The following is a 20,448-nucleotide window of genomic DNA, read 5'->3' on the forward strand; positions in this document are numbered from 1 at the left end:
CTGGTTGTATGAATAATGAACAGATGTTGGAGCAAATAACCAAAAGGATTACCGCTCCTGATCAGGAAGTGGCAGCAGAAACCTCTGCGCACGTGGATTCGTTAACGAAGCCGCCAGGGAGTCTTGGCAAATTGGAAGAGCTGGTAATCCGCCTGGCTGGCATGACGGGTAATGCACGTCCGCGTTTTGATCACAGGGCGGTCATTGTCATGGCAGCAGATCACGGCGTAGTGGAAGAAGGCATCAGTGCTTTTCCTGCTGAAGTAACCCCGCAGATGGTCATGAATTTCCTCGCTGGGGGCGCAGCCGTGAATGTGCTTGCACGTCATGCAGGTGCTGATGTGATCTGTGTGGATATCGGGGTGAATGCCGATCTTGAACATCCGAATCTGCTTTCCCGTAAAATTCGCAAAGGCACGGCCAACATGGCCCGAGGCGCAGCGATGACACGGGATGAGGCAGTTCGGGCGATCCTTGCAGGAGCCGAAGTTGTATCGGCAGAGGTAGCGAAGGGAACACAGCTGTTTGTCACCGGAGAGATGGGAATCGGCAACACCACTGCAAGTGCTGCGGTAATGAGCGCACTAACCGGAGTTGCCCCGGCTGCTGCCGTGGGGAGAGGTACCGGCATTGATGATGCTGGCTTGCAGCGCAAAGCCGCAGTAGTCAGCCGGGCACTTAGCGTAAACGCTCCGAACCCGGAAGATGCACTGGATGTTCTATGCAAAGTGGGTGGACTGGAGATTGCCGGACTCACGGGGGTTATCCTCGCAGCAGCTGCTCATCGTTGCCCGGTTGTTGTAGACGGGTTCATCTCTACGGCTGCGGCGCTAGTTGCGAGACAACTTGCACCGCTGAGTACCGCTTATATGATCGCTTCTCATACTTCACATGAAAATGGACATGGAGCGCTGCTGCGTGAACTGGATCTGAAATCGATGCTGGATCTGGACATGCGTCTGGGTGAAGGCACAGGTGGTGTGCTCAGTCTTCATCTGATTGACGCAGCATGTCTTATTCTGAACGAGATGGCGACCTTTGCAAGCGCGGGTGTCTCGGACGGGACAAGCCCTGCTTCGGACTCCGCTGCGTCGGATGACTCATCCGTGCAAAGAGAGGATTCCCGATGAGCGTACTGGTGACGGGCGGGGCACGCAGTGGCAAAAGCTCCTTTGCCGAACGTCTCTGCATGCAGCGTTCCTCGGAGGCCTGGTATGTGGCGACAGCCCAGGCGTACGATGATGAAATGCGTGAGCGTATCGCCATGCATCAGCAGCAGCGCGAGGCATCGGGGTATCTGTGGCATACGATGGAAGAGCCGATGCATCTGCCTGCTTTGATTAATCGCATGGGTGAAGGGCACACAGGGACTTCTGCACCCACCATTCTGGTGGATTGCCTGACGCTTTGGCTGACGAATGTTTTGTTAGCACATGAGCATGACGAGAAGCAGGTGTTACAGGGACATTTGGATGCGCTGGTTGAAGCGATTCGAATCTATCCCGGTTTGCTCGTTCTTGTTACAAATGAAGTGGGGGACGGGATCGTACCGGAATATGCCCTTGGCAGGAAATATCGGGATCTGGCCGGTGTATTGAATCAGCGCATTGCGGCGATATGCGGTGAAGTGTTTCTGGTGACCGTAGGCATTGCGACTGAACTGAAAAGCAAGGAGTATCGCTTATGAAGGATGGCACGCCTGCTCCTCAGCGCAAACATGCCGCGGCAGCCGCTTTTCAATTTTTGTCCCGTTTCCCTGTCAAAATGCACATCGATTTTGTCCCGCCGCTGCTGCGTGAAAGTGTTGTTTTTTATCCGCTGGTCGGTGCTGCAATCGGTCTGTGTGTCTGGCTCGCGGGAGCCTTAAGCGGTGCACTGCTTCCCGCCTTTCCGGCTGCCGTCCTGACCTTGACGCTATGGGTGTGGCTCACTGGTGGGCTTCATCTTGACGGATGGATGGATACGGCAGATGGTTTGCTCAGTTATCGTACTCGTGAGCGAATGCTGGAGATTATGAAGGACAGCCGTGTGGGGGCCATGGGTGTGATCGCCTGCGTCTTGTTGCTGATGATGAAAGCGGCGCTGATCGCCGATTTCATTGCCCGGGGCCACTGGGTGTATGGTGCGCTGTTGATCCTGCCCATGATCTGGAGCCGCTGGTTCATGGTGTATGCGATGTCTGCATGGCCGAATGCGCGCGGAGATGATGGACTTGCCGTATTGTTCAAAGGACTCGGTGAGCGGAAAGAGGTCCAGCGTGCACGCAGCTCAGCCGTGGGGCTGACCTTGATCGCAGTGGCAGTTACGTTTGCCGCGGTGTGGCTTTTCAAGCCGGATATGGGGATTGCAGATGCAATGCTGAGTGGTCTGGGAACACTGCCATGGTGGCTATACCCGGTGACGGCCGTTATTATACTGCCTGTGGCGTGTTATTACATCGGCCGATTCGTGGCTGCGCGGATCAGTGAACGACTCGGCGGTTTAACCGGGGATACGTATGGTGCCATGAATGAGCTACTGGAGGCGGCTTTGTTGACCCTGCTGAGCGTGCTTCAAGGACTGTTCTGGCTTTAACTTTTGAAGTGTGAAGCAGTTTGGAGAGCGTTACGCATGAGGTTGGCAGCAAGGTGATCTGGAGATAACACGTAGACAGGGGGAGAGATCGTGGAGGGTAAGCTTGTACAGCAAACAGCGGCAGTACTCATGCTGCAAGGAACGGCTTCCGATGTGGGCAAAAGTGTCATCACAACGGCATTATGCCGTATATTCAAGCAGGATGGCTTCAAGCCAGCCCCGTTCAAGTCACAGAATATGGCGCTGAATTCCTATGTGACGGAAGATGGCAAGGAGATCGGTCGGGCCCAGGGGGCGCAGGCCGAAGCCTGCGGTATTGAGGCGACAACCGATATGAACCCGATCCTGATCAAGCCGGTGCGGGACATGCATTCGCAGATCGTGGTACACGGTGTACCTTTTGCCCAGATGAGTGCTTCGGACTACCGTCAGCATTTCCTGCCTGAAGCAAAGCAGACGGTTATGGATGCGTTGAACCGGCTACGGGACACTTATGATATTGTGCTGATGGAAGGGGCGGGCAGTCCTGCCGAGATCAATCTGAAGGATCGGGATATCGTCAATATGAATCTGGCAGGTTGGGCTGATGCACCGGTAATTCTGATCTCTGATATTGATCGGGGCGGGGTATTTGCTTCCATCGTTGGCACACTGGAGCTGTTAGAGCCGCATGAGGTCCAGCGTGTGAAGGGTTTTATCATCAACAAGTTTCGCGGCGATCTGTCCCTGTTGCAGCCTGGACTCGATTGGCTCGAAGAACGGACAGGCATTCCAGTATTAGGTGTATTGCCTTACATAAGAGATATTCAGATTGAAGCGGAAGATTCAGTGGTGCTGGACTCCATGCGTCATGGGAAATTCGGCAAAACCGAGCTGGATCTGGCGGTGATCCGATATCCGCGAATTTCCAACTTTACAGACTTCGATGCCCTTTCCCGTGAGCCGGATGTGAATGTGCGTTACGTGACATCGCCAGAGGAATTGGGCAGTCCGGATGCCATTCTTCTGCCGGGTACGAAGGATACGATAGGGGATCTGGGATTTCTGCGTGAGTCTGGTCTGGAGCAGGCAATCGCCAGCCAGACCGAGCGTGAGCATGTCCAGCTCGTAGGCATATGTGGCGGATACCAGATGCTGGGACGTCATCTGAAGGACCCATTTGCTGTGGAAGCAAATCAGATTCAGGAAGCGAAGGGACTTGGCTGGCTTCCGCTATCGACAACGTTTCTTCAGAACAAACAGACGGTTAGAGCTTCCGGTCGAGTGCAGCCTGATCATCCTGTTCGTCTGTATAGTGAACAAGATGCAGCTAACGCTTCATTACCTGTAAACGGATATGAGATTCATATGGGTGTTACGGAGTGCCACGAGCCGGAGCATGTCACCGGATTGTTTGAAATCTCCCATCCAGGTGGTGAACCATTCCATGAAGGCTGGGGCACAACGGATGGCAGGGTGTGGGGAACTTATCTACATGGTTTGTTTGAAAGTGATCAATTCCGACGTTCATGGCTGAATGGTTTACGTGTTGGAAAAGGACTGGTTCCGCTTCAGGAGACATACAGTGCGCATGAACGTAAAGAGATGGAGTTCGATCGGGTAGCCGAATCATTGCGTTCGGCATTGGATATGCAGCGTGTGTACGAGATAATGGGTATTAAGTTACCGGAGTGAGCAGGAGAACAGAGTCAACAGCCGATCTGAGCGAGAAAACATCAATTGATATATCAATATGGGAATGTGATTAATACGCTCAGGTATTGATTATGAAATGGATTAAATGCATTTGTTAATCGTCATAACACAGTTCTTATACAACAATACCCCCATGTCCGACAAACCGTTCTCTGGAAACGGAATGTTAGCGGCATGGGGGTATTGTATATCCTATGATTAAACAAGGTTTAAATCAGGTGATGATGGGTTAATGGTTTACCTGTTAGTTTATTTTGAATTTCTTCATGGCGGATTGCAGCTCTACAGCTTGTTCATGCAGATGGCGAACCGTATCCGAATGTGAATCCATCTCGCTGAGTTGATGATCTGCTGTTGAAGCAATCTGTAACATGCTCTCACGGGATTTGGACGTAATCTGTGCCGTTTCTTCAACGGACGCACTTACTTCTTCAGCACCAGCGGATACTTGTTGTGTCGAAGCAGAGACGGTCTGAATGGTCAGATTGACGTTCTGGATCAATTCATTCAGTTGCTGGAAGGCTGAGCCTGCTTGTTGAACAACAGTTGTACCTGAACCAATCTCCTGGGTAACACGGTTCATGGCATCAACAGACCGTTCAGCGTCTTCTCGAATGGTGCCCAGATAATCCGAGATTTCCTCTGTGGCTGTTTTGGATTGTTCGGCAAGTTTGCGAACTTCTCCGGCAACGACAGCGAATCCGCGGCCATGCTCTCCGGCACGTGCTGCCTCAATGGAGGCATTGAGTGACAGCATGTTGATCTGTTTGGTGATTTCAAAAATGGAAGCAACAATGGTACCTACGGCTACCGAACGTTCATTCATGGTCTCCACATACCGCAGTGATTCACTTGCTGTCTGGCCTACACGTTCCATCTGCTCAACGGCATTCTGAGCCAATCGGTTACCGTTAACTGCTTCATTGGCTGCTTCCCCAATCTGCTCGGATACTTCGGCAGAAGATGAAGCAATATGCATGATGCCCTGCGTAATTTCCTCCATGGCTCTGGCGTTCTCGGATGCGCTTGACGCAATGCTGATGCTGCCTTTCTCTGCATCTTCTGCAGAGCGGCTGGAGTTCCGTACCATACCGGACATCGATTCAACCCGTTGAAGCAGGTCATTGGAGCCTGACACCACTTCATTGGACGTGGACAAGGCACGGCTGATCATTTCTTTCAGATTATGTGTCATCGTCTGGAAGCTTGAAGCGAGCTGGGCAATTTCATCTTTGCCTTTGATCTGGAGTTCAGCGGTCAGATCACCTTGGGATATTTGTTTACTATGTTGGACAAGCTTGATGATCGGTTTGGTTACTCTTTTGATCATACTAGTGGAGATCAGCCAACCGAGCACAAAGACTAATGCTGTAATCCCAAGACATAGCCAGAAAATCTGGGTAATCTTATCCTGAATGAATTGGGCGTCCATGCTCACAGCCATAATCATATTACTACCTGCAATTGGAATGAATGCTGCTTTATGTACACCAAAGGAATCCGAATAGACTTCGCTGATTACCATTTCTTTGCTCTCGATGGCTGTGTTCATTGCTGGCTCTACAGTGATCTCATCCTGGGCTTTCATACCTGAGGAAGAGTTGGCTACAACGACTTTGGCTGAGCCGTCCTGAATAGCAACAACGTAAGCCGCATCTAGATTATGTTCTTTTGCTTTTTCGGCCAGATACGATTCCACGGTCATGGCAGCACCTTCTGAACCGGCTCCGCCACTCTGTACCTGTAGGATTTTGGAGGCAGAAGTATTCTTGTATATATCCTGAATGGACGTGTTTAGGACTTTGTCGAACTGCGGTAGAACGTAACTTTGAATAATATTCATCGACACGGCATAGAAACTAATACTGAACAACAGAGAAGCAACCAGCAGAACGAGGAACAGGGTGCCTCTGATTTTACCGGCAACGGTGCGATTACGAAACATATGATCATCCTTTCACGTCAAGTTCATTAACATTATCGCTTTTCCGTACTCATAAGACCTATCTACCAATGAAGAAAGACCTAAATTATATGTTGAGAAAACTTGGGAATAAGCGGATATACCTATATTACAAAATTAACCGGAGGTTGAATAGAACAATTTTCACGAATTGGTGTATTTTTTTCAGAAATTGATGAATCTGTTACATACATATTACATAATATCAATTAATACCTACCAGAATAGTTTGTTATATGGTATATTGTAAAATGTCTTGTTGGAAGTACAAGAAATAGAAGAGAAAATCGGATATGTTCCGGTTACACACATGCCTGAGGAGGATTTAAAGAAATGGATACTTTTCTAATCATATTGAATGTAGTGGTGATGCTTGCTTTACTTGGCATCCTCTACTGGATGCAGAAAAAGCATATCTCCTTTACGAAACGCGTATTTGCGGGTCTTGGACTGGGGGTTGTGTACGGGGTTATTCTTCAATTGGTGTACACATCAGGTTCTGATGTAGTTACGAAATCAGTCGATTGGTTCAATCTGGTCGGTTCAGGATATGTTCGTTTGTTGCAAATGGTTGTGATTCCATTGATCATGGTGTCGATCATCTCAGCCATCATGAATCTGAAGGGCAAGCAAAATCTCGGTAAGATGAGTGTTTCCATCATTGCCATTCTGTTGATCACCACAGCGATTGCCGCAGGGGTCAGCATTGTAACGAGCCTTAGCTTTAACCTTACTTCCATTGAAATTGAAGGTGGAGATCGTGAGATCGCCCAGGGTCAGAAGATGGAGGAACGTCTTGTTGATGTGAAGGATCAGACCATTCCGCAGCAAGTGCTGGAATTTATTCCTTCGAATCCATTTGCAGATATGACAGGAGAACGTCGTACATCCACACTAGCGGTCGTTATCTTCTCCGCGTTCATCGGTGTAGCTGTACTTGGACTGGATCGCAAAAAACCACAACAGGCGGAAACATTCCGAGGTATGGTTAATGCCGTATACGCGGTGGTTATGCGGATTGTAACATTGGTGCTCAGGCTTACGCCATACGGGATTCTGGCCCTTATCACCAAAGTGACGGCGACCACGAATCCGGATGAAATTCTCAAGTTGATCAAATTCGTCATTGCGTCCTACGTGGCCCTCATCGTGATGTTTATCATTCACCTGATCATCATCTCACTGTCCGGGTTCAACCCGATTACGTATGTGAAAAAGGTTCTGCCAACACTGGTATTTGCCTTCACATCCCGTTCAAGTGCAGCGTCGATCCCGCTGAATGTGGAGACACAGACGAAGAAACTGGGCGTATCGGACGGTATTGCGAATCTGTCTGCAAGCTTTGGTGCTACAATTGGGCAAAACGGCTGCGCCGGGATTTATCCGGCCATGCTGGCGGTGATGATTGCTCCAACGGTCGGCATCGACCCGCTGAGCTGGGACTTCATCGTGACGTTGATCCTTGTTGTTATGATCAGTTCGTTTGGTGTGGCAGGTGTTGGCGGCGGGGCAACGTTCGCTTCCCTGATTGTATTGTCCACCATGAACCTGCCTGTAGCTTTGGCAGGATTGCTGATCTCTGTTGAACCGCTGATCGACATGGGTCGTACAGCGCTTAACGTGAACGGGTCCATGACTTCTGGACTTGTAACCAGCAAAATTTTGAAAGAAAATGATCATGACACATTCAATGATCAGAGCCGTGAGCTGGATTCAGCTGTTCAGGCTTAATAGACTGGATTGGATAGAGGCTCGTGGAAAGATAGCTAGAGCCTTTTGCAAGCCAAGTGAGAAAAGCCGTCCTTCGGAGGAATCCGGAGGGCGGTTTTTTTTGTAGCCATCACATCATCAAACCTGTGCATGTTGTGTGAATCCGTATACTTTTTGATGCTCGTGGTAAGAGAGATGGAGGTAGGAAAAGCGTAGTATGGTCGAGAGGAACACATGGAATATAGGAGGGTCGTAGTGACTCATGCACACTTGGAGTTATTTAGTTCTGTTCATGGGACGAGAAATGTGATAGAGTATTCATGTTTTGGCCCTGAGCCAAACCGCGGTTCGTAACCATCCCGCGTAATCAAAACTAGGAAGGCAGTGTATGTATTTATGTTTAACTTAGGGTGGGGAGCGGTTTTCGTTCTCGTAACTTATGGATTTTTCCTGTTGTGTTACCGCTTGTTCGGTAAAAAAGGTCTCTATGCCTGGATTGGTGTGGCTACGGTTATAGCCAACATTCAGGTGACCAAAACGATAGATATCATGGGCATTGTACTGACGCTTGGCAACACGATGTATGTCAGCATGTACCTGACCAGTGATCTGCTCAATGAGAAATATGGACCAGGTGAAGCGCGCAAAGCTGTATGGTTCGGATTCTTTACGCTCATCATGACCACGGTTCTGATGCAGATGGTGTTGTTCTTTGAGCCGGCACCGACGGACTTTGCACAGGATTCGATGAAAACATTATTCGGTCTGCTGCCACGTCTGGCTCTCGGAAGTTTGACCGCCTATTTCATCAGTCAGTTCCTGGATGTACGATTATATTCCTGGTTACGCAAGGTGGCCCCAGGGCGCAATCAGTTGTGGATTCGTACCAACGGCAGTTCGATCATCAGTTCATTTGTGGATACACTGGTGTTCTGCACAATCGCGTTTGCGTTCATCTATCCTTGGGATGTATGGCTGGAGATCTTCCTGACCACGTATATTATCAAATTTGTATTAACTGCGGTTGGAACACCGTTCCTGTATGCTGCACGCAGCTTTAAGTTTAAGGAAGAAGTTTAAAGAATATTCAAAGAGGATCACTTAAAATCACCCTTTGTGCAGTCCATTATAATTCGGACTCTGCAAGGGGATTTTTTATAGAAAACACATGTCCCCGAAACAAGATAAACCCTTTTTACATTATTATGAAAAAGTTATAATATAAACAACCTGTCGTTATGAGCATGTATCATTATCCAACGATGATATCAACCAAAGGGGAATCGCATATGTACTCTACACTGCGTTATACACTGGAAAGCAATGGCACAACCTACGAGAATGATAGCATTAATGCCTCACTATTGGTGGATTTGATTACCAATCTGGAATTGCAGGAATACGTAGTACTTGTACCTTCGGAGCTGGTGGAGGGAAGTATGTATTTGCAGGCTGCTGCGCTTGAGGAACCAGGGCACATGGTGGCGGAGATTCGGTTGCAGGAAGGTGAGGACGGTTTCCGTCATTACGGCTGCAAGACGACAGATGCGACTGGAATTATTCAATGGTTTCTGGATTATTGGGGGAAGCAACAGCTGCCACAGCTGGAATCCTGGCAGGATATCACGCATGAGTTTAACTAATGATGATTGAATGAGCAGGAATAAGATCACATAGAATGCAGACGAAGTAATTTAAGAATATGCTTCGTATAAATAAAATCCCGCAACCCATGATATCATGGATGTGCGGGATTTTGCGTTCGCGATTGTACTTGCTACTCTTTCTGTATATAGGCCTGAGGCGTACGCCTAAGGAGTATATTATTTTGAAGATACAGCTCAGCGCAGTTTCGTGCAGTGCGGTTCATGATGCAAGATCGGCTGAACATAGATGGATATGGTGTTGTTTTGACATAGATCCAATTGGATTAGTCGCTAAGGATTTGCAATTCTTTTGGATATGTTGTCAGAACTTCGATACCCGTCTCGGTCACAATCACATCATCTTCGATACGCACGCCGCCTGCTGCGGTATATATGCCCGGTTCAATCGTGAATACGGTACCTTCATTCAGGATGTCCATATTCTCTCCATGGAGAGAAGGATACTCATGTACGTCAATACCCAGTCCATGTCCTACTCTATGCATAAAGCGCTCGCCGTATCCTGCTTCTTCCGTGACCTGACGTGCCGCACGATCCACTTCTGCGCAGGTGATGCCGGGTTTTACGATTTGGATAGCCGCTTCGTTCGCTGCGAGCACCGTGTTATAGATGGTTTTGAGTTCAGGTGAGATGTCACCAAAGGCAAATGTACGCGTGATATCCGAAGCATATCCTGCAGCATACACACCCATATCAAACATCAACAGGTCACCATGTTGCAGTTTCCGTTCACCCGGTGTCCCGTGTGGCAGACCTGTTTTGGGTCCCGTGAGCACCATGGTATCAAAGGAAGGGCCGTCAGCTCCCAGTTTTTTCATCTGATACTCCATCTCGGCGACAAGTTCAATCTCGGTTACGCCTGTGCGAACATGAGAGAGGCCTTGACGGAGAGTTTCTTCAATCAGATGAATGGCATGGCGAATGCGGGCGACCTCATCGGGTGTTTTTTTCACACGTAATGTGCGAAGCAACGGGCCTACATCTTGGAAGCTGGCAGCACCAAGAGCGGCAGTAAGCTGCTCATAACGTGCGACCGTCACGTATTCTTTTTCAAGACCGACTCGGCCCAAGCGCCCCTGATAACGATCAAACAAAGCATACGGATTATCCGTATCCGTGTGAGTTGCAATGTTGGATACCGAAGAAGCGGCTGCCGCAGCTTCAGCGTCAAGTGCGGGTACAATCAGCAGGGGCTCTTCGCCGCGTGCGAGAACCAGACCAAGGAAGCGTTCATTTGGATTGCTCGCAAATCCAGTTAAATAGTAGATATGTTTCGGATCTGTGATCAGCATGGCGTCCAATCCTTGCCCGGACAGATCGGCTTCAAGACGGGATAAAGGGTTTTGATTCATAAGTGTAGTTGTCCACCTTTCGATTCTTACTATCTTTCTATTATAAAAGAATATGATGGAATTCCAAACTGTAGTGATTTCAGATCGGTTGAATCCCTTGAATTCTTCGTTTGAGCGGCTGGTGTGAAGGGTAATACAGGGCGAAACCGCTGTACATGAATAATAGCATCACAACTATAGAGAACAACATAAAAACAACAGATTAACCATACGTTGAGGTTTAGCTTCGTTATTTTATACAAAAGTACGATCTGCGAAGGGAGATGTAATCATGAATAATCGAGGAACCGTTCCACTGTATGCTTCATTATTAAGTGTGGCACTGTTAACAGCATCATGCTCTTCAGCCGATCCCTCTGTTAGTGGAACAGAGCAGACGTCGTCTCAGGGACAGGGAACCGGTCAGGGACAGACAGCCAATGGAGGCAACTCCGGTTCGAGTGGAAGTGAGGGTGGAGCGCAGGGAGAGGCGGTTATTCCGTATCAGGCTTCCGTTCTGGTTGAAGGATTGAATGCACCCTGGGAGATTGTAAGTGTGCCTGATGGTCGGATGTTTGTAACGGAGCGCCCTGGTGCAATTCGGATTATTGAGGATGGAAAACTGGCCCCTGAACCATTGATTGAATTCTCAGCTCCGTTTAATGAAGAAGGTGAAGGAGGGCTGTTGGGTCTTGCAGCTGATCCGGACTTTGAGGAGAACGGTTATTTGTATGCGTACCACTCCTATCTGGAAGGCGACGACATTGCCAATCGGGTGTTACGCCTCAAGGTGACTGAGGGGAAAGCCGTTATAGACAAAGAACTGCTTGGTAACATTCCAGGCGGAACGAATCATAATGGTGGGCGGATCAAGATTGGCCCGGACAAGTTGCTCTATATCACGACAGGTGAGCGGTATGAACCGGAACTGTCACAGAACAAAGATAGCCTTGGGGGTAAAATACTGCGGATTGGTCTCGATGGATCGATCCCTGCAGACAACCCGTGGCCGAATTCACCTGTGTACAGCATGGGGCACCGCAATGCACAGGGACTGGCCTGGAACCCGGACAACGGTTATCTCTATGCGACTGAGCATGGTCAACGTAATCATGATGAGATTAACCGGATTGTAGCGGGTGAGAATTATGGCTGGCCCGAGGTGGAGGGAGACGACGATGACAATGGTGCATATCAGGCTCCACTCGCACATAGTGGGAATGATACGTGGGCGCCGTCTGGTGTAGCTTTTGTTGAAGAAGGACCTTGGGCCGGCTCACTGATTGCCGCAAATCTGCGTGGAGAGCAGTTGCTGAAGATTACTCTTTCGGAAGACGGTACACAGGTGGAGAAGGTGGAACCGATCTTCGAAGATGAGTGGGGACGGATTCGCAATGTGAGTGCTGGAGAGGACGGAAAGTTATATGTGCTTACGAACAATCGGGATGGACGAGGATCGCCACGGGATGGGGATGACAAGCTGATTGTACTTACCCCTGAGAGTTGATTTATTCTAACGAACCTGACACACCTAAAATAGAGGTTTAATGGCGTTTGTAGAATGTAACGAACCTCAGCCACGTTATATCGCCAAAATTCACTCGAAACCTGCGGGAAAATCAACGAAATGAGTAAATAAGGTGTCTGGAGTTCGTTAGAAAATCTTGACACTCAAAATACTGCGTATAGGGTGTCTTAGATTCGTTACAAAACAGCTATAGCGTTTAGAGTGTGCCCAATTCATTAAAGGTGGGACTCTGTCAAAAATCAGACACTCACGTTACGGATTTTTCGGTGGATTGTTTTGCCAAACGGGAAGGAGAAAGATTCTGTGACATGCGTGGTGAAATATAGCGGTGTAATATAAGATACTGCGTGCATATCGTGCGCAATAGGATCTGCCATACGTCAATACCAGTATGGAAGTAGATGTACATGCTTAATTAATCAAAGGAGCTGTCCCGTCAAATTCATGACTTATGGGACAGCTCCTTGATTGTAAAGGATGTGTCATCCTAATCCTGAAGAGGGTACAACGTAGGTGTGCCACACCAATCTACAAGATTTAAAAGGATGCGTTATGGTCGCCAGAACATTCACAGTTCCGCGTTCTTATTTATTCTGCGCTCTCCGCAAGTGTGGCAATACGCTGAGCCGGATCATTGGTGTACTCTCCGCCGTGATAACAGAGAACTTTATCAAGTTTAAGGTCTGTCAGTTTCTTCAAGCTTCGGAGTGCTTCAGGCATGTCCGGTGTCGCAGGTGGAGCAGGGCCAACGAGTCCATCATCAACCACACGAAGTTCATCGGCAGCAAGCAGGAACTGCTGCTCTCCGAAATACAAGCAGATATGACCTGGGGTATGTCCAGGTGTATGAATGACTTGTGTGCCTCCTTGCAGAGGTAACAGGTCTCCGTCTGCGAGCGTTCTGCTGATGTTCACTTCGGGCAGCTGCAAGAGAAGTTGGTCTGCCAGTGCCAGAACGGGCGCAGGCAGCAGAGCACGACGTTCAGGAGTGAACTTGATCAAAGGTTTCTCACCAGTTAGATATGGAATCTCATCGGCATGTGCCCAGATTTCCAGATCGGGGATAGCATCCAGAAGAGCGCCCAGATTACCGATATGATCGATGTCCTGATGTGTAATAATCACACGTTTGACGTCCGAGAGTTGTACGCCCTCTTGTTCCAATGCGGATTGAAGTTCGGCAAATTGGCCAATCATGCCCGTATCCACCAAGGTCACGCCATCTTCATCACGAAGCATGACGGGGAATATGGGACTGTTCCCGGAAGGTGTGGGAATCTGAAGATGTAGCACAGTAATTGAAGTTGTTGAATGGCTCATGGTAATCCGGACCGTAGTCCGGTACACCTCCTTTTCTTTTTTAGCGATAATTGTTGTTATTCAGGGCGATTATATTTTAAGTGTTTTCTATATTTTTTGACCGTATGGAGCAGTGATTCGAACGTTTCTTCTTCATTACTGCCATCCTTAATGATGGAGACAAACGAAAAGTTATCATGAACAAGTTTGTTCCTTGTCTGAAATACCAGACCAAGGGCTTCAGCGAAGTGTTCTTTTTCGGATTCCAGAGCAATGAACTCTTTACTCAGTTCAGCTTGAATGATCTCCATGTTGGAGCGTGCCCGATAGGCAGGAGTTTTCATCAGCTGGGTCGAATTAAACTTTTTCTGATATACGTGTCTGTACAGTTGATGTAACATCTGTTCAATGATGGCGCATAGTTCGATAACCAGTGAAGCATATCTTCGGTTTTTGCGTTTTCGGGTGAACTCACGTGTTTCTTCTTTGTCCAAAATACCGTATTTTTCATACAGCGTTGAATCAACGTTTTGCAAGATCTCCTGATATTCCTGTTCGAGTAGTGCGATTTCAAGTTTGGCTTGTTTTTTAACTTTTTTGAAGTCATCTTTGGTCAGCATACTTGTCCTCCCATGGAAACCGAGATGTGATCCTATCATTATCTCATATTGTCCGTCGTCGCGCCTCTAATTTCGGAACCTTTGGTTCAGAAGGGAAGTACTCATGTCCATTCAGACAGCAATTGTAACAGGGGCCAACTCAGGTATGGGTTTGGCAACCACCATTGAACTTGCAAAGCGAGGATATCACGTAATTATGGCATGCCGCAGTGAGAAGCGCGGACAGGATGCTCTTCAGGAGGCTGTGCGTCAGTCCGGTTCTTCTGCAATTGAATTGATGTTATGTGACCTCGGCTCACTAGAAAGTATACGCCAGTTTGCTCGCACATTCCGCGAGCGTCATGATCGCCTTGACGTTCTGGTTAATAATGCGGGAGTGGTGATGATTAAGCGGAAGGAAACCTCAGATGGGTTCGAACAGAGTATCGGCATTAACCATCTGGGTCATTTTCTGCTGACTTTGCTTTTGATCGAACCTCTAAAAGCTGCAACGCAGGGACGGGTTGTAAACGTGTCGTCAGGTGCATACAAAGCCGGCAAAATCCACTTCGAAGATCCACATCTGCACAAAGGTTATAATCCGATCAAAAGCTATGCCCAATCCAAATTGGCTAATGTGTTGTTCACTCGAGCGCTGGCCCGTAAACTGTCAGGTACCTCGGTTACGGTGAATTGTCTACATCCTGGTGCTGTGGGCACGAGTATTGGTGTAGATCGCAATACCGGATTTGGCACACGCATTATGGCGTTTGTAGGCAAGCTTCCCTTTTTTCTGTCCCCTGAAGAAGGGGCGCGAACGGCTGTTTATCTGGCTACAAGCCCAGATGTTGTCGGCATCACCGGGCGTTACTTCTATCAACAGAAAGAGCAGCAGCTGAAGGCGCATGCCGTTGATGATACTTCAGCTGAGCGTTTCTGGACGTGGAGCGAAGAACAGGTCGGGCTAAAGCCTGATGAGAAGTTGTAATTCAACACAAGCTGATGATTGACCAATGAATCAGGTCGCATTAACTTTTATATTTTTGCCTTCACAGTTTGTTGAACCAGTTCAATAAAAGCTTCAATACGTTGAATGCCTTGATCTCCCTGACCGTATGCACGGACAGAGGCAGATGAGGCATTTTTCTCATTCTCACCAAGTACGAGCGAATAAGGTACTTTTTCCATCTGGGCTTCACGGATTTTGTATCCAAGTTTCTCGCTGCGCAGATCTGTTTCTACCCGAATGCCCGCAGCCCGGAGCTGGCTCTGGACTTGGAGCGCATAATCTGCGTAATGATCCGATACAGGCAGCAGCTTCACTTGCACAGGTGCGAGCCAAAGTGGGAACGCTCCTGCATAGTGCTCAGTCAGGATACCGATGAAACGATCGATGGAACCATAGATGGCACGATGGATCACGACTGGACGGTGCTTCAGGCTATCCTCACCAATGTAAGTGAGGTCGAACTTCTCCGGCATTTGAAAATCAAGCTGGATTGTTCCGCACTGCCAGCTGCGCTTCAGTGCATCAAGGATATGAAAGTCAATTTTCGGTCCATAAAAGGCACCGTCTCCTTCGTTAATGCGATACTCCACGCCCCGGCGATCCAGTACATTTTGCAATGCACGTTCCGCCTGATCCCACAGTTCTTCCGATCCCATGGAATCTTCCGGTCGAGTGGATAACTCAATCTTATATTCGAATCCAAAGATATCATAGATACGGCCGATCAGTGAGATCGCCTGATTAATCTCGTCCTCGATCTGCTCTGGCATGACGTAGAGATGCGCATCATCCTGGCAGAATGTCCGCACACGCATCATGCCATTCAGGGCACCTGAGAATTCATGACGGTGAACTTGACCGAATTCCATCATGCGAATTGGCAATTCGCGGTAGGAATGGAGTGTATTTTTGAAGATCAGCATGTGCCCGGGACAATTCATTGGTTTCAGTGCAAACGTTGCATCGTCCACTTCCGAAAAGTACATATTGTCCTTGTAATGCTCCCAATGGCCGGATTGCTCCCACAGCCGGTTGTTCATCATGAGCGGAGTCCGTACTTCCTGATAACCTTCCTGTAATTGCAGCTCACGCGAGAATTGCTCCAGTTCAGTACGAACAGTCATGCCTTTAGGCAGATAGAAGGGCATGCCGGGCGCTTCTTCGGAGAACATGAATAGTTCAAGCTCTTTACCGAGTTTGCGGTGATCCCGTTTTTTCGCTTCTTCGAGCATGTGCAGATGTTCATCCAGCTGGGCTTTGTTTGGGAAAGCAGTGCCGTAGATACGTTGCAGCATCTTATTATCCGAGTTACCCCGCCAGTACGCACCAGCCACATTCAACAGCTTGAACGCTTTGATCCGGCCAGTGGATGGGAGATGGGGACCGCGACACAGATCGAAGAACTCTCCTTGATCATAGATCGAAAGCTCGGCGTCCTCCGGCAAATCCTGAATGAGTTCAAGCTTGTAGGGGTCCTGGATTGCTCCGAAGATGCGGAGGGCTTCCTCCCGGCTAACGACCCGCCGACTGATCTTATGATTCTCCTGAATGATTTTGTTCATTTCCCGCTCAATGGCAGCCAGATCACTGATGGACAAGGCATGTTCCAGATCAACATCGTAATAAAATCCATCCTCAATGACTGGGCCGATACCCAGTTTCACTTGTTCTGCACCGTAGATGCGTTTGAGCGCCTGTGCGAGCACATGTGCTGCGCTGTGACGGTAACGATACAGGCCTTCCGCACTGTCCAAAGCAACAATGACGAGTTCGCAATCTTGCTCAAGCACCCCATCGAGATCGATATTCTGACCATCTGCAATACCTCCGATCGCCTGTTTTCCAAGACTTGTGCTGATGGATGAGGCAACTGCACCCACAGTGATGCCTGCTTCGTAAGAACGAACATCTCCACCTTGCAGACGGACCTTAATGGATTGACTGGATGGTTGCAGATCATTGGCTTGATTGTTAATTTCGTTACCTGATTTGTTGCTTGCGGAGTTACTGTTTTCCTGTTTGCTCATGTGAACCACTCTCCATTTCATCAAATGAAAGCGCAAAAAACACCCGTCCCGGAAAAGGGACGAGTGCGCTTGGCTCGTGGTTCCACCCTAATTTGGTTATGGTGCACTCTGTTCTCGGCCAGCCGCCGTGAACAGGAAACATCATAACCCTCATTGGAATCCGCTATCGGGGATCAGGCGGTGAACTCTACTGGCAACAAGCCGAACATTCCAAGGGGAGTCCGAGATGCTGAGGTTCGAGTTCACGGCTGCAGAGGGGTAATTCCGGTCCGTTCGCTGAAGAAGGTTTCACCAATCCCTTCTCTCTCTGGGCAGCACGCAAACGAAATCTTGTCTCTGGTCATCGCCAAATATGTTAGATTAACTCATTAAAGTTATCCTGAAATGTGTTGCATTCAATATCAATATATGGGAACAGGTGTTATTGAGTGTCGATTATATAGACTGAAAATGGAAAGGTCAAGCGGAACATTTTAATTCGTTACGGACGGCCCATCCCATACTAAACGAATGATCGTTCCTTCACCAGGGGTGGACTGTACCTCAATATGCCCTTTCATCGCCTCAATCAACCCTTTGGTTACGGCCATGCCCAGCCCTGATCCAACGTCCGATGTACCTGTATCTGTACCGCGATAATATCGTTCAAATAACTTCCATACCGTCTCGGGGTCCATGCCTCGTCCATTATCGGCAAACTGAATACTGAATGCATCTGCATGTTCACCAGAGTGCACACTGACCACGAGGATGGACTCGGGTGGATTATGAAGAAGGGCATTGGCGGTCAGGTTATCCACAATTCGTTCAAACGAAGGGATATGGACAAGTCCATACACAGGCACTTCGGAAGGTTGGAATATGATGCGACCTTCCCCATAAGCCGGGTTTCGTTCAGCGCGTTGGATCAGATCACGGAGTAACGTATTTACGTCAGTCTCTTCCACCACAGGTTGATATCCGCCACTGCGTAATCGATAGGTCATGGCAAGGTCATTGATAAGCCTGTCCATATACATGGATTTATCGAGCATAATGCCTGCAAATTCCCTGACTTCTTCCACGGTCCAGCTATATTTATCTGCTTCAAGCATATGGGCATACCCCTGGATGGAGGATAGAGGCGTCTTCAGATCGTGAGTTATGCCAGCAATCCATTCCTCCCGAAGTGAATCGGTCTGTTTCCGAAGTTCTTCATCTTGCTTCAACGTGTAGGATAGGGCCTGCATGGAGCGAAGCACTTCAGCATACACGTTGTATTTGCGCTTCCACTTACCGTTACGACGCTGACTGCGAGGCACTCCGAAGGCTCCGGTAGGTTCCTCGTAATGACCTCGCTCAAGACGCTGTAACCATTGGAGCATATGCAGCATGGGCGAGCCGAATCGGTTGGCATACCAGAAGGCAAGCAAGATAAGCAGAATGATGATGGACACGATCAATATAACCAATGCCGGTTCCAGAATAAAACGGTAGGGATTCGAATTCCCTGTACCATTTGCCTCGCCAGGGATGCTAATCAACCAAGTGGTTCCATTCTTCTCATCGTACCATGTAGCAGTAGACTTGCCTGATCGACTTGGATAGCGAATCTGCAAGACCAACTCCTGAAGGGTGTATTCGCTTGGTACACCCACAGCTGGTTTGTTAAAGGAGGAGAGTTCTCGTCCTGACGCATCCAATACTTGAAGATAGGCATGAGCAGCAAGAAGGGCTTCCTGTCGGCCCGGTTGAAGAGTAAACTTCCCGTTGGTCAGAATGAGGTCTGAACGAATATTATTGATGAGCGATTTGGCCGGGTTACTCTCCCCATACAACAAAGTGAAATTCTTCCCGTTTTTCTCCCGGATGAGTATGACAATCTGATAAGGGAAAGGCTTTTGATTTTCCCAATATGCAATCAATTCTCCCGGTTTATAGTGAGTAGGAACATCGGCGGGTGCGTGATAATCATCAATGACGTTGCCTTGTTCATCCAACACTTGGAGCCAGCCTTGATATTTATCCACTTGCTTTAACAACTTGGGATCATATTTGATGGTATTGTCTGGCATGAATTCTGCTGTATTAATCAATTGATCCAGACCGTTAAGCGCAAAATCATCCACCAAATTCACTTCATTAACCTTTTGCACGACCCAGTAAGTGGCTACAGACCCAAGAAGAATGATCAGAATGACGGCTCCCGCAAGCATCCCGATAAACCGGGTCATTAATCTGCGACGAATACTCATGGGCGTGACACATGTTCCGGCTGAATGAGCTTGTATCCCAGACCTCGGACGTTAACGAGATACACTGGATTGGAAGGATCTGCTTCAATGCGTTCCCGAATGCGGTGAATATGAACCATCACGGTATTGTCATCACTGATGGCCTCTGAGCCCCAGACCCGCTCATACAGATCTGACTTGGTGAAGATGCGATTGGGATGTTTGCAGAAAAAGAGCAGCAGTTGAAACACAAGCGCCGGACAGGATACGGATTCTCCTTCAACTCGAAGCTCAGCGGCCCATTCCAGCACCTGAAATCGTCCAAAGTCGTAAACACCTTCCGGCATGCTTGGAGATGACGTATTTACGTTCGATGGGATGTGCTCCGAGATGGCAGCTGTTTTTGAAGGCAAATAACGCTTCAGTAAGGATTTAATTCGTGCAACGACTTCTAGCGGATTAAAAGGTTTGGCCACATAATCGTCGCCACCAACAGCGAATCCCGTTAATTTGTCGTAATCGGTTGTCTTGGCCGTCAGGAACAGGATGGGCGCATCGGTGACCTGCCGTAGAAAAGGACAGATTTCCAGTCCGCTTTTGCCAGGGAGCATGATGTCGAGCACGATGCAATGATACGTCTTGTTGTTGCAAGCCTCAATGGCAGCTTCACCTGTTGTTACGGTGTCGATATCGAGAAACTGTTCTTTGAGCAGAACGGTTTTGAGCATATGCAGAATCGCTTGTTCATCATCTACAAGCAGTATTGAGACGTTATCCATAGTTAGAAAATGACCTCCTGGTACTTCCGTTGTGTGTATTGATAATCATACCAT

The 20,448-nt window shown here is 48.4% G+C and carries 16 protein-coding genes; 9 read left to right on the forward strand and 7 right to left on the reverse strand.

The window, feature by feature from the left end:
- The first annotated feature begins 8 nt into the window (after nucleotides 1-8).
- The 4 genes from cobT (at nucleotide 9) to MKZ12_RS07600 (ending at nucleotide 4,248) form a co-directional block, all read left to right on the forward strand.
- A complete protein-coding gene (gene cobT / locus MKZ12_RS07585) occupies nucleotides 9-1,130 on the forward strand; it encodes a nicotinate-nucleotide--dimethylbenzimidazole phosphoribosyltransferase (protein WP_339259658.1) in 1,122 nt (373 codons plus the stop codon).
- Complete coding sequence (cobU, locus tag MKZ12_RS07590; RefSeq protein ID WP_339240453.1) at nucleotides 1,127-1,687, forward strand: bifunctional adenosylcobinamide kinase/adenosylcobinamide-phosphate guanylyltransferase; 561 nt, start codon at nucleotides 1,127-1,129, stop codon at nucleotides 1,685-1,687. Before cobT ends, cobU begins: the two co-directional genes overlap by 4 nt.
- The gene (cobS, locus tag MKZ12_RS07595; protein WP_339259659.1) at nucleotides 1,684-2,574 is read left to right on the forward strand and encodes an adenosylcobinamide-GDP ribazoletransferase; all 891 of its coding nucleotides are present in this window, start codon (nucleotides 1,684-1,686) and stop codon (nucleotides 2,572-2,574) included. The genes cobU and cobS overlap by 4 nt, the downstream gene beginning before the upstream one ends.
- A gap of 129 nt (nucleotides 2,575-2,703) precedes the next feature.
- A complete protein-coding gene (locus MKZ12_RS07600; protein ID WP_339261348.1) occupies nucleotides 2,704-4,248 on the forward strand; it encodes a cobyric acid synthase in 1,545 nt (514 codons plus the stop codon).
- Between the two features lie 265 nt (nucleotides 4,249-4,513).
- On the opposite strand, the gene MKZ12_RS07605 is transcribed toward MKZ12_RS07600, so the two are convergent.
- Nucleotides 4,514-6,214 (reverse strand): methyl-accepting chemotaxis protein, encoded by a 1,701-nt coding sequence (locus MKZ12_RS07605; protein WP_339259660.1) that lies wholly within the window; start codon nucleotides 6,212-6,214, stop codon nucleotides 4,514-4,516.
- Between the two features lie 351 nt (nucleotides 6,215-6,565).
- Here MKZ12_RS07605 and MKZ12_RS07610 point away from each other — a divergent pair, with 351 nt between their 5' ends.
- The 3 genes from MKZ12_RS07610 (at nucleotide 6,566) to MKZ12_RS07620 (ending at nucleotide 9,585) form a co-directional block, all read left to right on the forward strand.
- On the forward strand, nucleotides 6,566-7,963 hold the full coding sequence (locus MKZ12_RS07610; RefSeq protein WP_339240459.1) for an L-cystine transporter: 1,398 nt from the start codon (nucleotides 6,566-6,568) through the stop codon (nucleotides 7,961-7,963).
- 375 nt (nucleotides 7,964-8,338) lie between these two features.
- The gene (locus MKZ12_RS07615) at nucleotides 8,339-9,022 is read left to right on the forward strand and encodes a queuosine precursor transporter (RefSeq protein WP_339259662.1); all 684 of its coding nucleotides are present in this window, start codon (nucleotides 8,339-8,341) and stop codon (nucleotides 9,020-9,022) included.
- 209 nt (nucleotides 9,023-9,231) lie between these two features.
- Complete coding sequence (locus MKZ12_RS07620; protein ID WP_339259664.1) at nucleotides 9,232-9,585, forward strand: hypothetical protein; 354 nt, start codon at nucleotides 9,232-9,234, stop codon at nucleotides 9,583-9,585.
- A gap of 287 nt (nucleotides 9,586-9,872) precedes the next feature.
- Here MKZ12_RS07620 and MKZ12_RS07625 read toward each other — a convergent pair whose 3' ends face one another.
- Entirely contained in the window at nucleotides 9,873-10,961 is a 1,089-nt protein-coding gene (locus MKZ12_RS07625) for a Xaa-Pro peptidase family protein (protein ID WP_339259667.1), read from the reverse strand.
- 271 nt (nucleotides 10,962-11,232) lie between these two features.
- Between MKZ12_RS07625 and MKZ12_RS07630 the strand changes: the two genes are divergently transcribed.
- On the forward strand, nucleotides 11,233-12,447 hold the full coding sequence (locus tag MKZ12_RS07630) for a PQQ-dependent sugar dehydrogenase (protein WP_339259669.1): 1,215 nt from the start codon (nucleotides 11,233-11,235) through the stop codon (nucleotides 12,445-12,447).
- A 609-nt stretch (nucleotides 12,448-13,056) separates the two neighbouring features.
- Here the strand turns inward: MKZ12_RS07630 and MKZ12_RS07635 are convergent.
- Both MKZ12_RS07635 and MKZ12_RS07640 read right to left on the reverse strand, forming a co-directional pair.
- On the reverse strand, nucleotides 13,057-13,788 hold the full coding sequence (locus MKZ12_RS07635; protein WP_339259671.1) for an MBL fold metallo-hydrolase: 732 nt from the start codon (nucleotides 13,786-13,788) through the stop codon (nucleotides 13,057-13,059).
- 56 nt (nucleotides 13,789-13,844) lie between these two features.
- Entirely contained in the window at nucleotides 13,845-14,387 is a 543-nt protein-coding gene (locus MKZ12_RS07640) for a hypothetical protein (protein WP_339259673.1), read from the reverse strand.
- Between the two features lie 103 nt (nucleotides 14,388-14,490).
- Here MKZ12_RS07640 and MKZ12_RS07645 point away from each other — a divergent pair, with 103 nt between their 5' ends.
- Complete coding sequence (locus MKZ12_RS07645) at nucleotides 14,491-15,354, forward strand: SDR family oxidoreductase (RefSeq protein ID WP_339259675.1); 864 nt, start codon at nucleotides 14,491-14,493, stop codon at nucleotides 15,352-15,354.
- A 47-nt stretch (nucleotides 15,355-15,401) separates the two neighbouring features.
- On the opposite strand, the gene thrS is transcribed toward MKZ12_RS07645, so the two are convergent.
- The 3 genes from thrS to MKZ12_RS07660 all read right to left on the reverse strand — a co-directional run bounded on the left by thrS (nucleotide 15,402) and on the right by MKZ12_RS07660 (nucleotide 20,394).
- Nucleotides 15,402-17,402: a threonine--tRNA ligase gene (gene thrS, locus MKZ12_RS07650; RefSeq protein WP_339259677.1), complete on the reverse strand. Its 2,001-nt coding sequence runs from the start codon at nucleotides 17,400-17,402 to the stop codon at nucleotides 15,402-15,404.
- A 473-nt stretch (nucleotides 17,403-17,875) separates the two neighbouring features.
- Nucleotides 17,876-19,636 (reverse strand): HAMP domain-containing sensor histidine kinase, encoded by a 1,761-nt coding sequence (locus tag MKZ12_RS07655; RefSeq protein ID WP_339259679.1) that lies wholly within the window; start codon nucleotides 19,634-19,636, stop codon nucleotides 17,876-17,878.
- Complete coding sequence (locus MKZ12_RS07660; protein ID WP_339259681.1) at nucleotides 19,633-20,394, reverse strand: response regulator transcription factor; 762 nt, start codon at nucleotides 20,392-20,394, stop codon at nucleotides 19,633-19,635. The genes MKZ12_RS07655 and MKZ12_RS07660 overlap by 4 nt, the downstream gene beginning before the upstream one ends.
- Between the last annotated feature and the right edge of the window lie 54 nt (nucleotides 20,395-20,448).

This window comes from Paenibacillus sp. FSL R5-0713 (assembly GCF_037973325.1).
In the GTDB taxonomy this organism is placed as follows: domain Bacteria; phylum Bacillota; class Bacilli; order Paenibacillales; family Paenibacillaceae; genus Paenibacillus.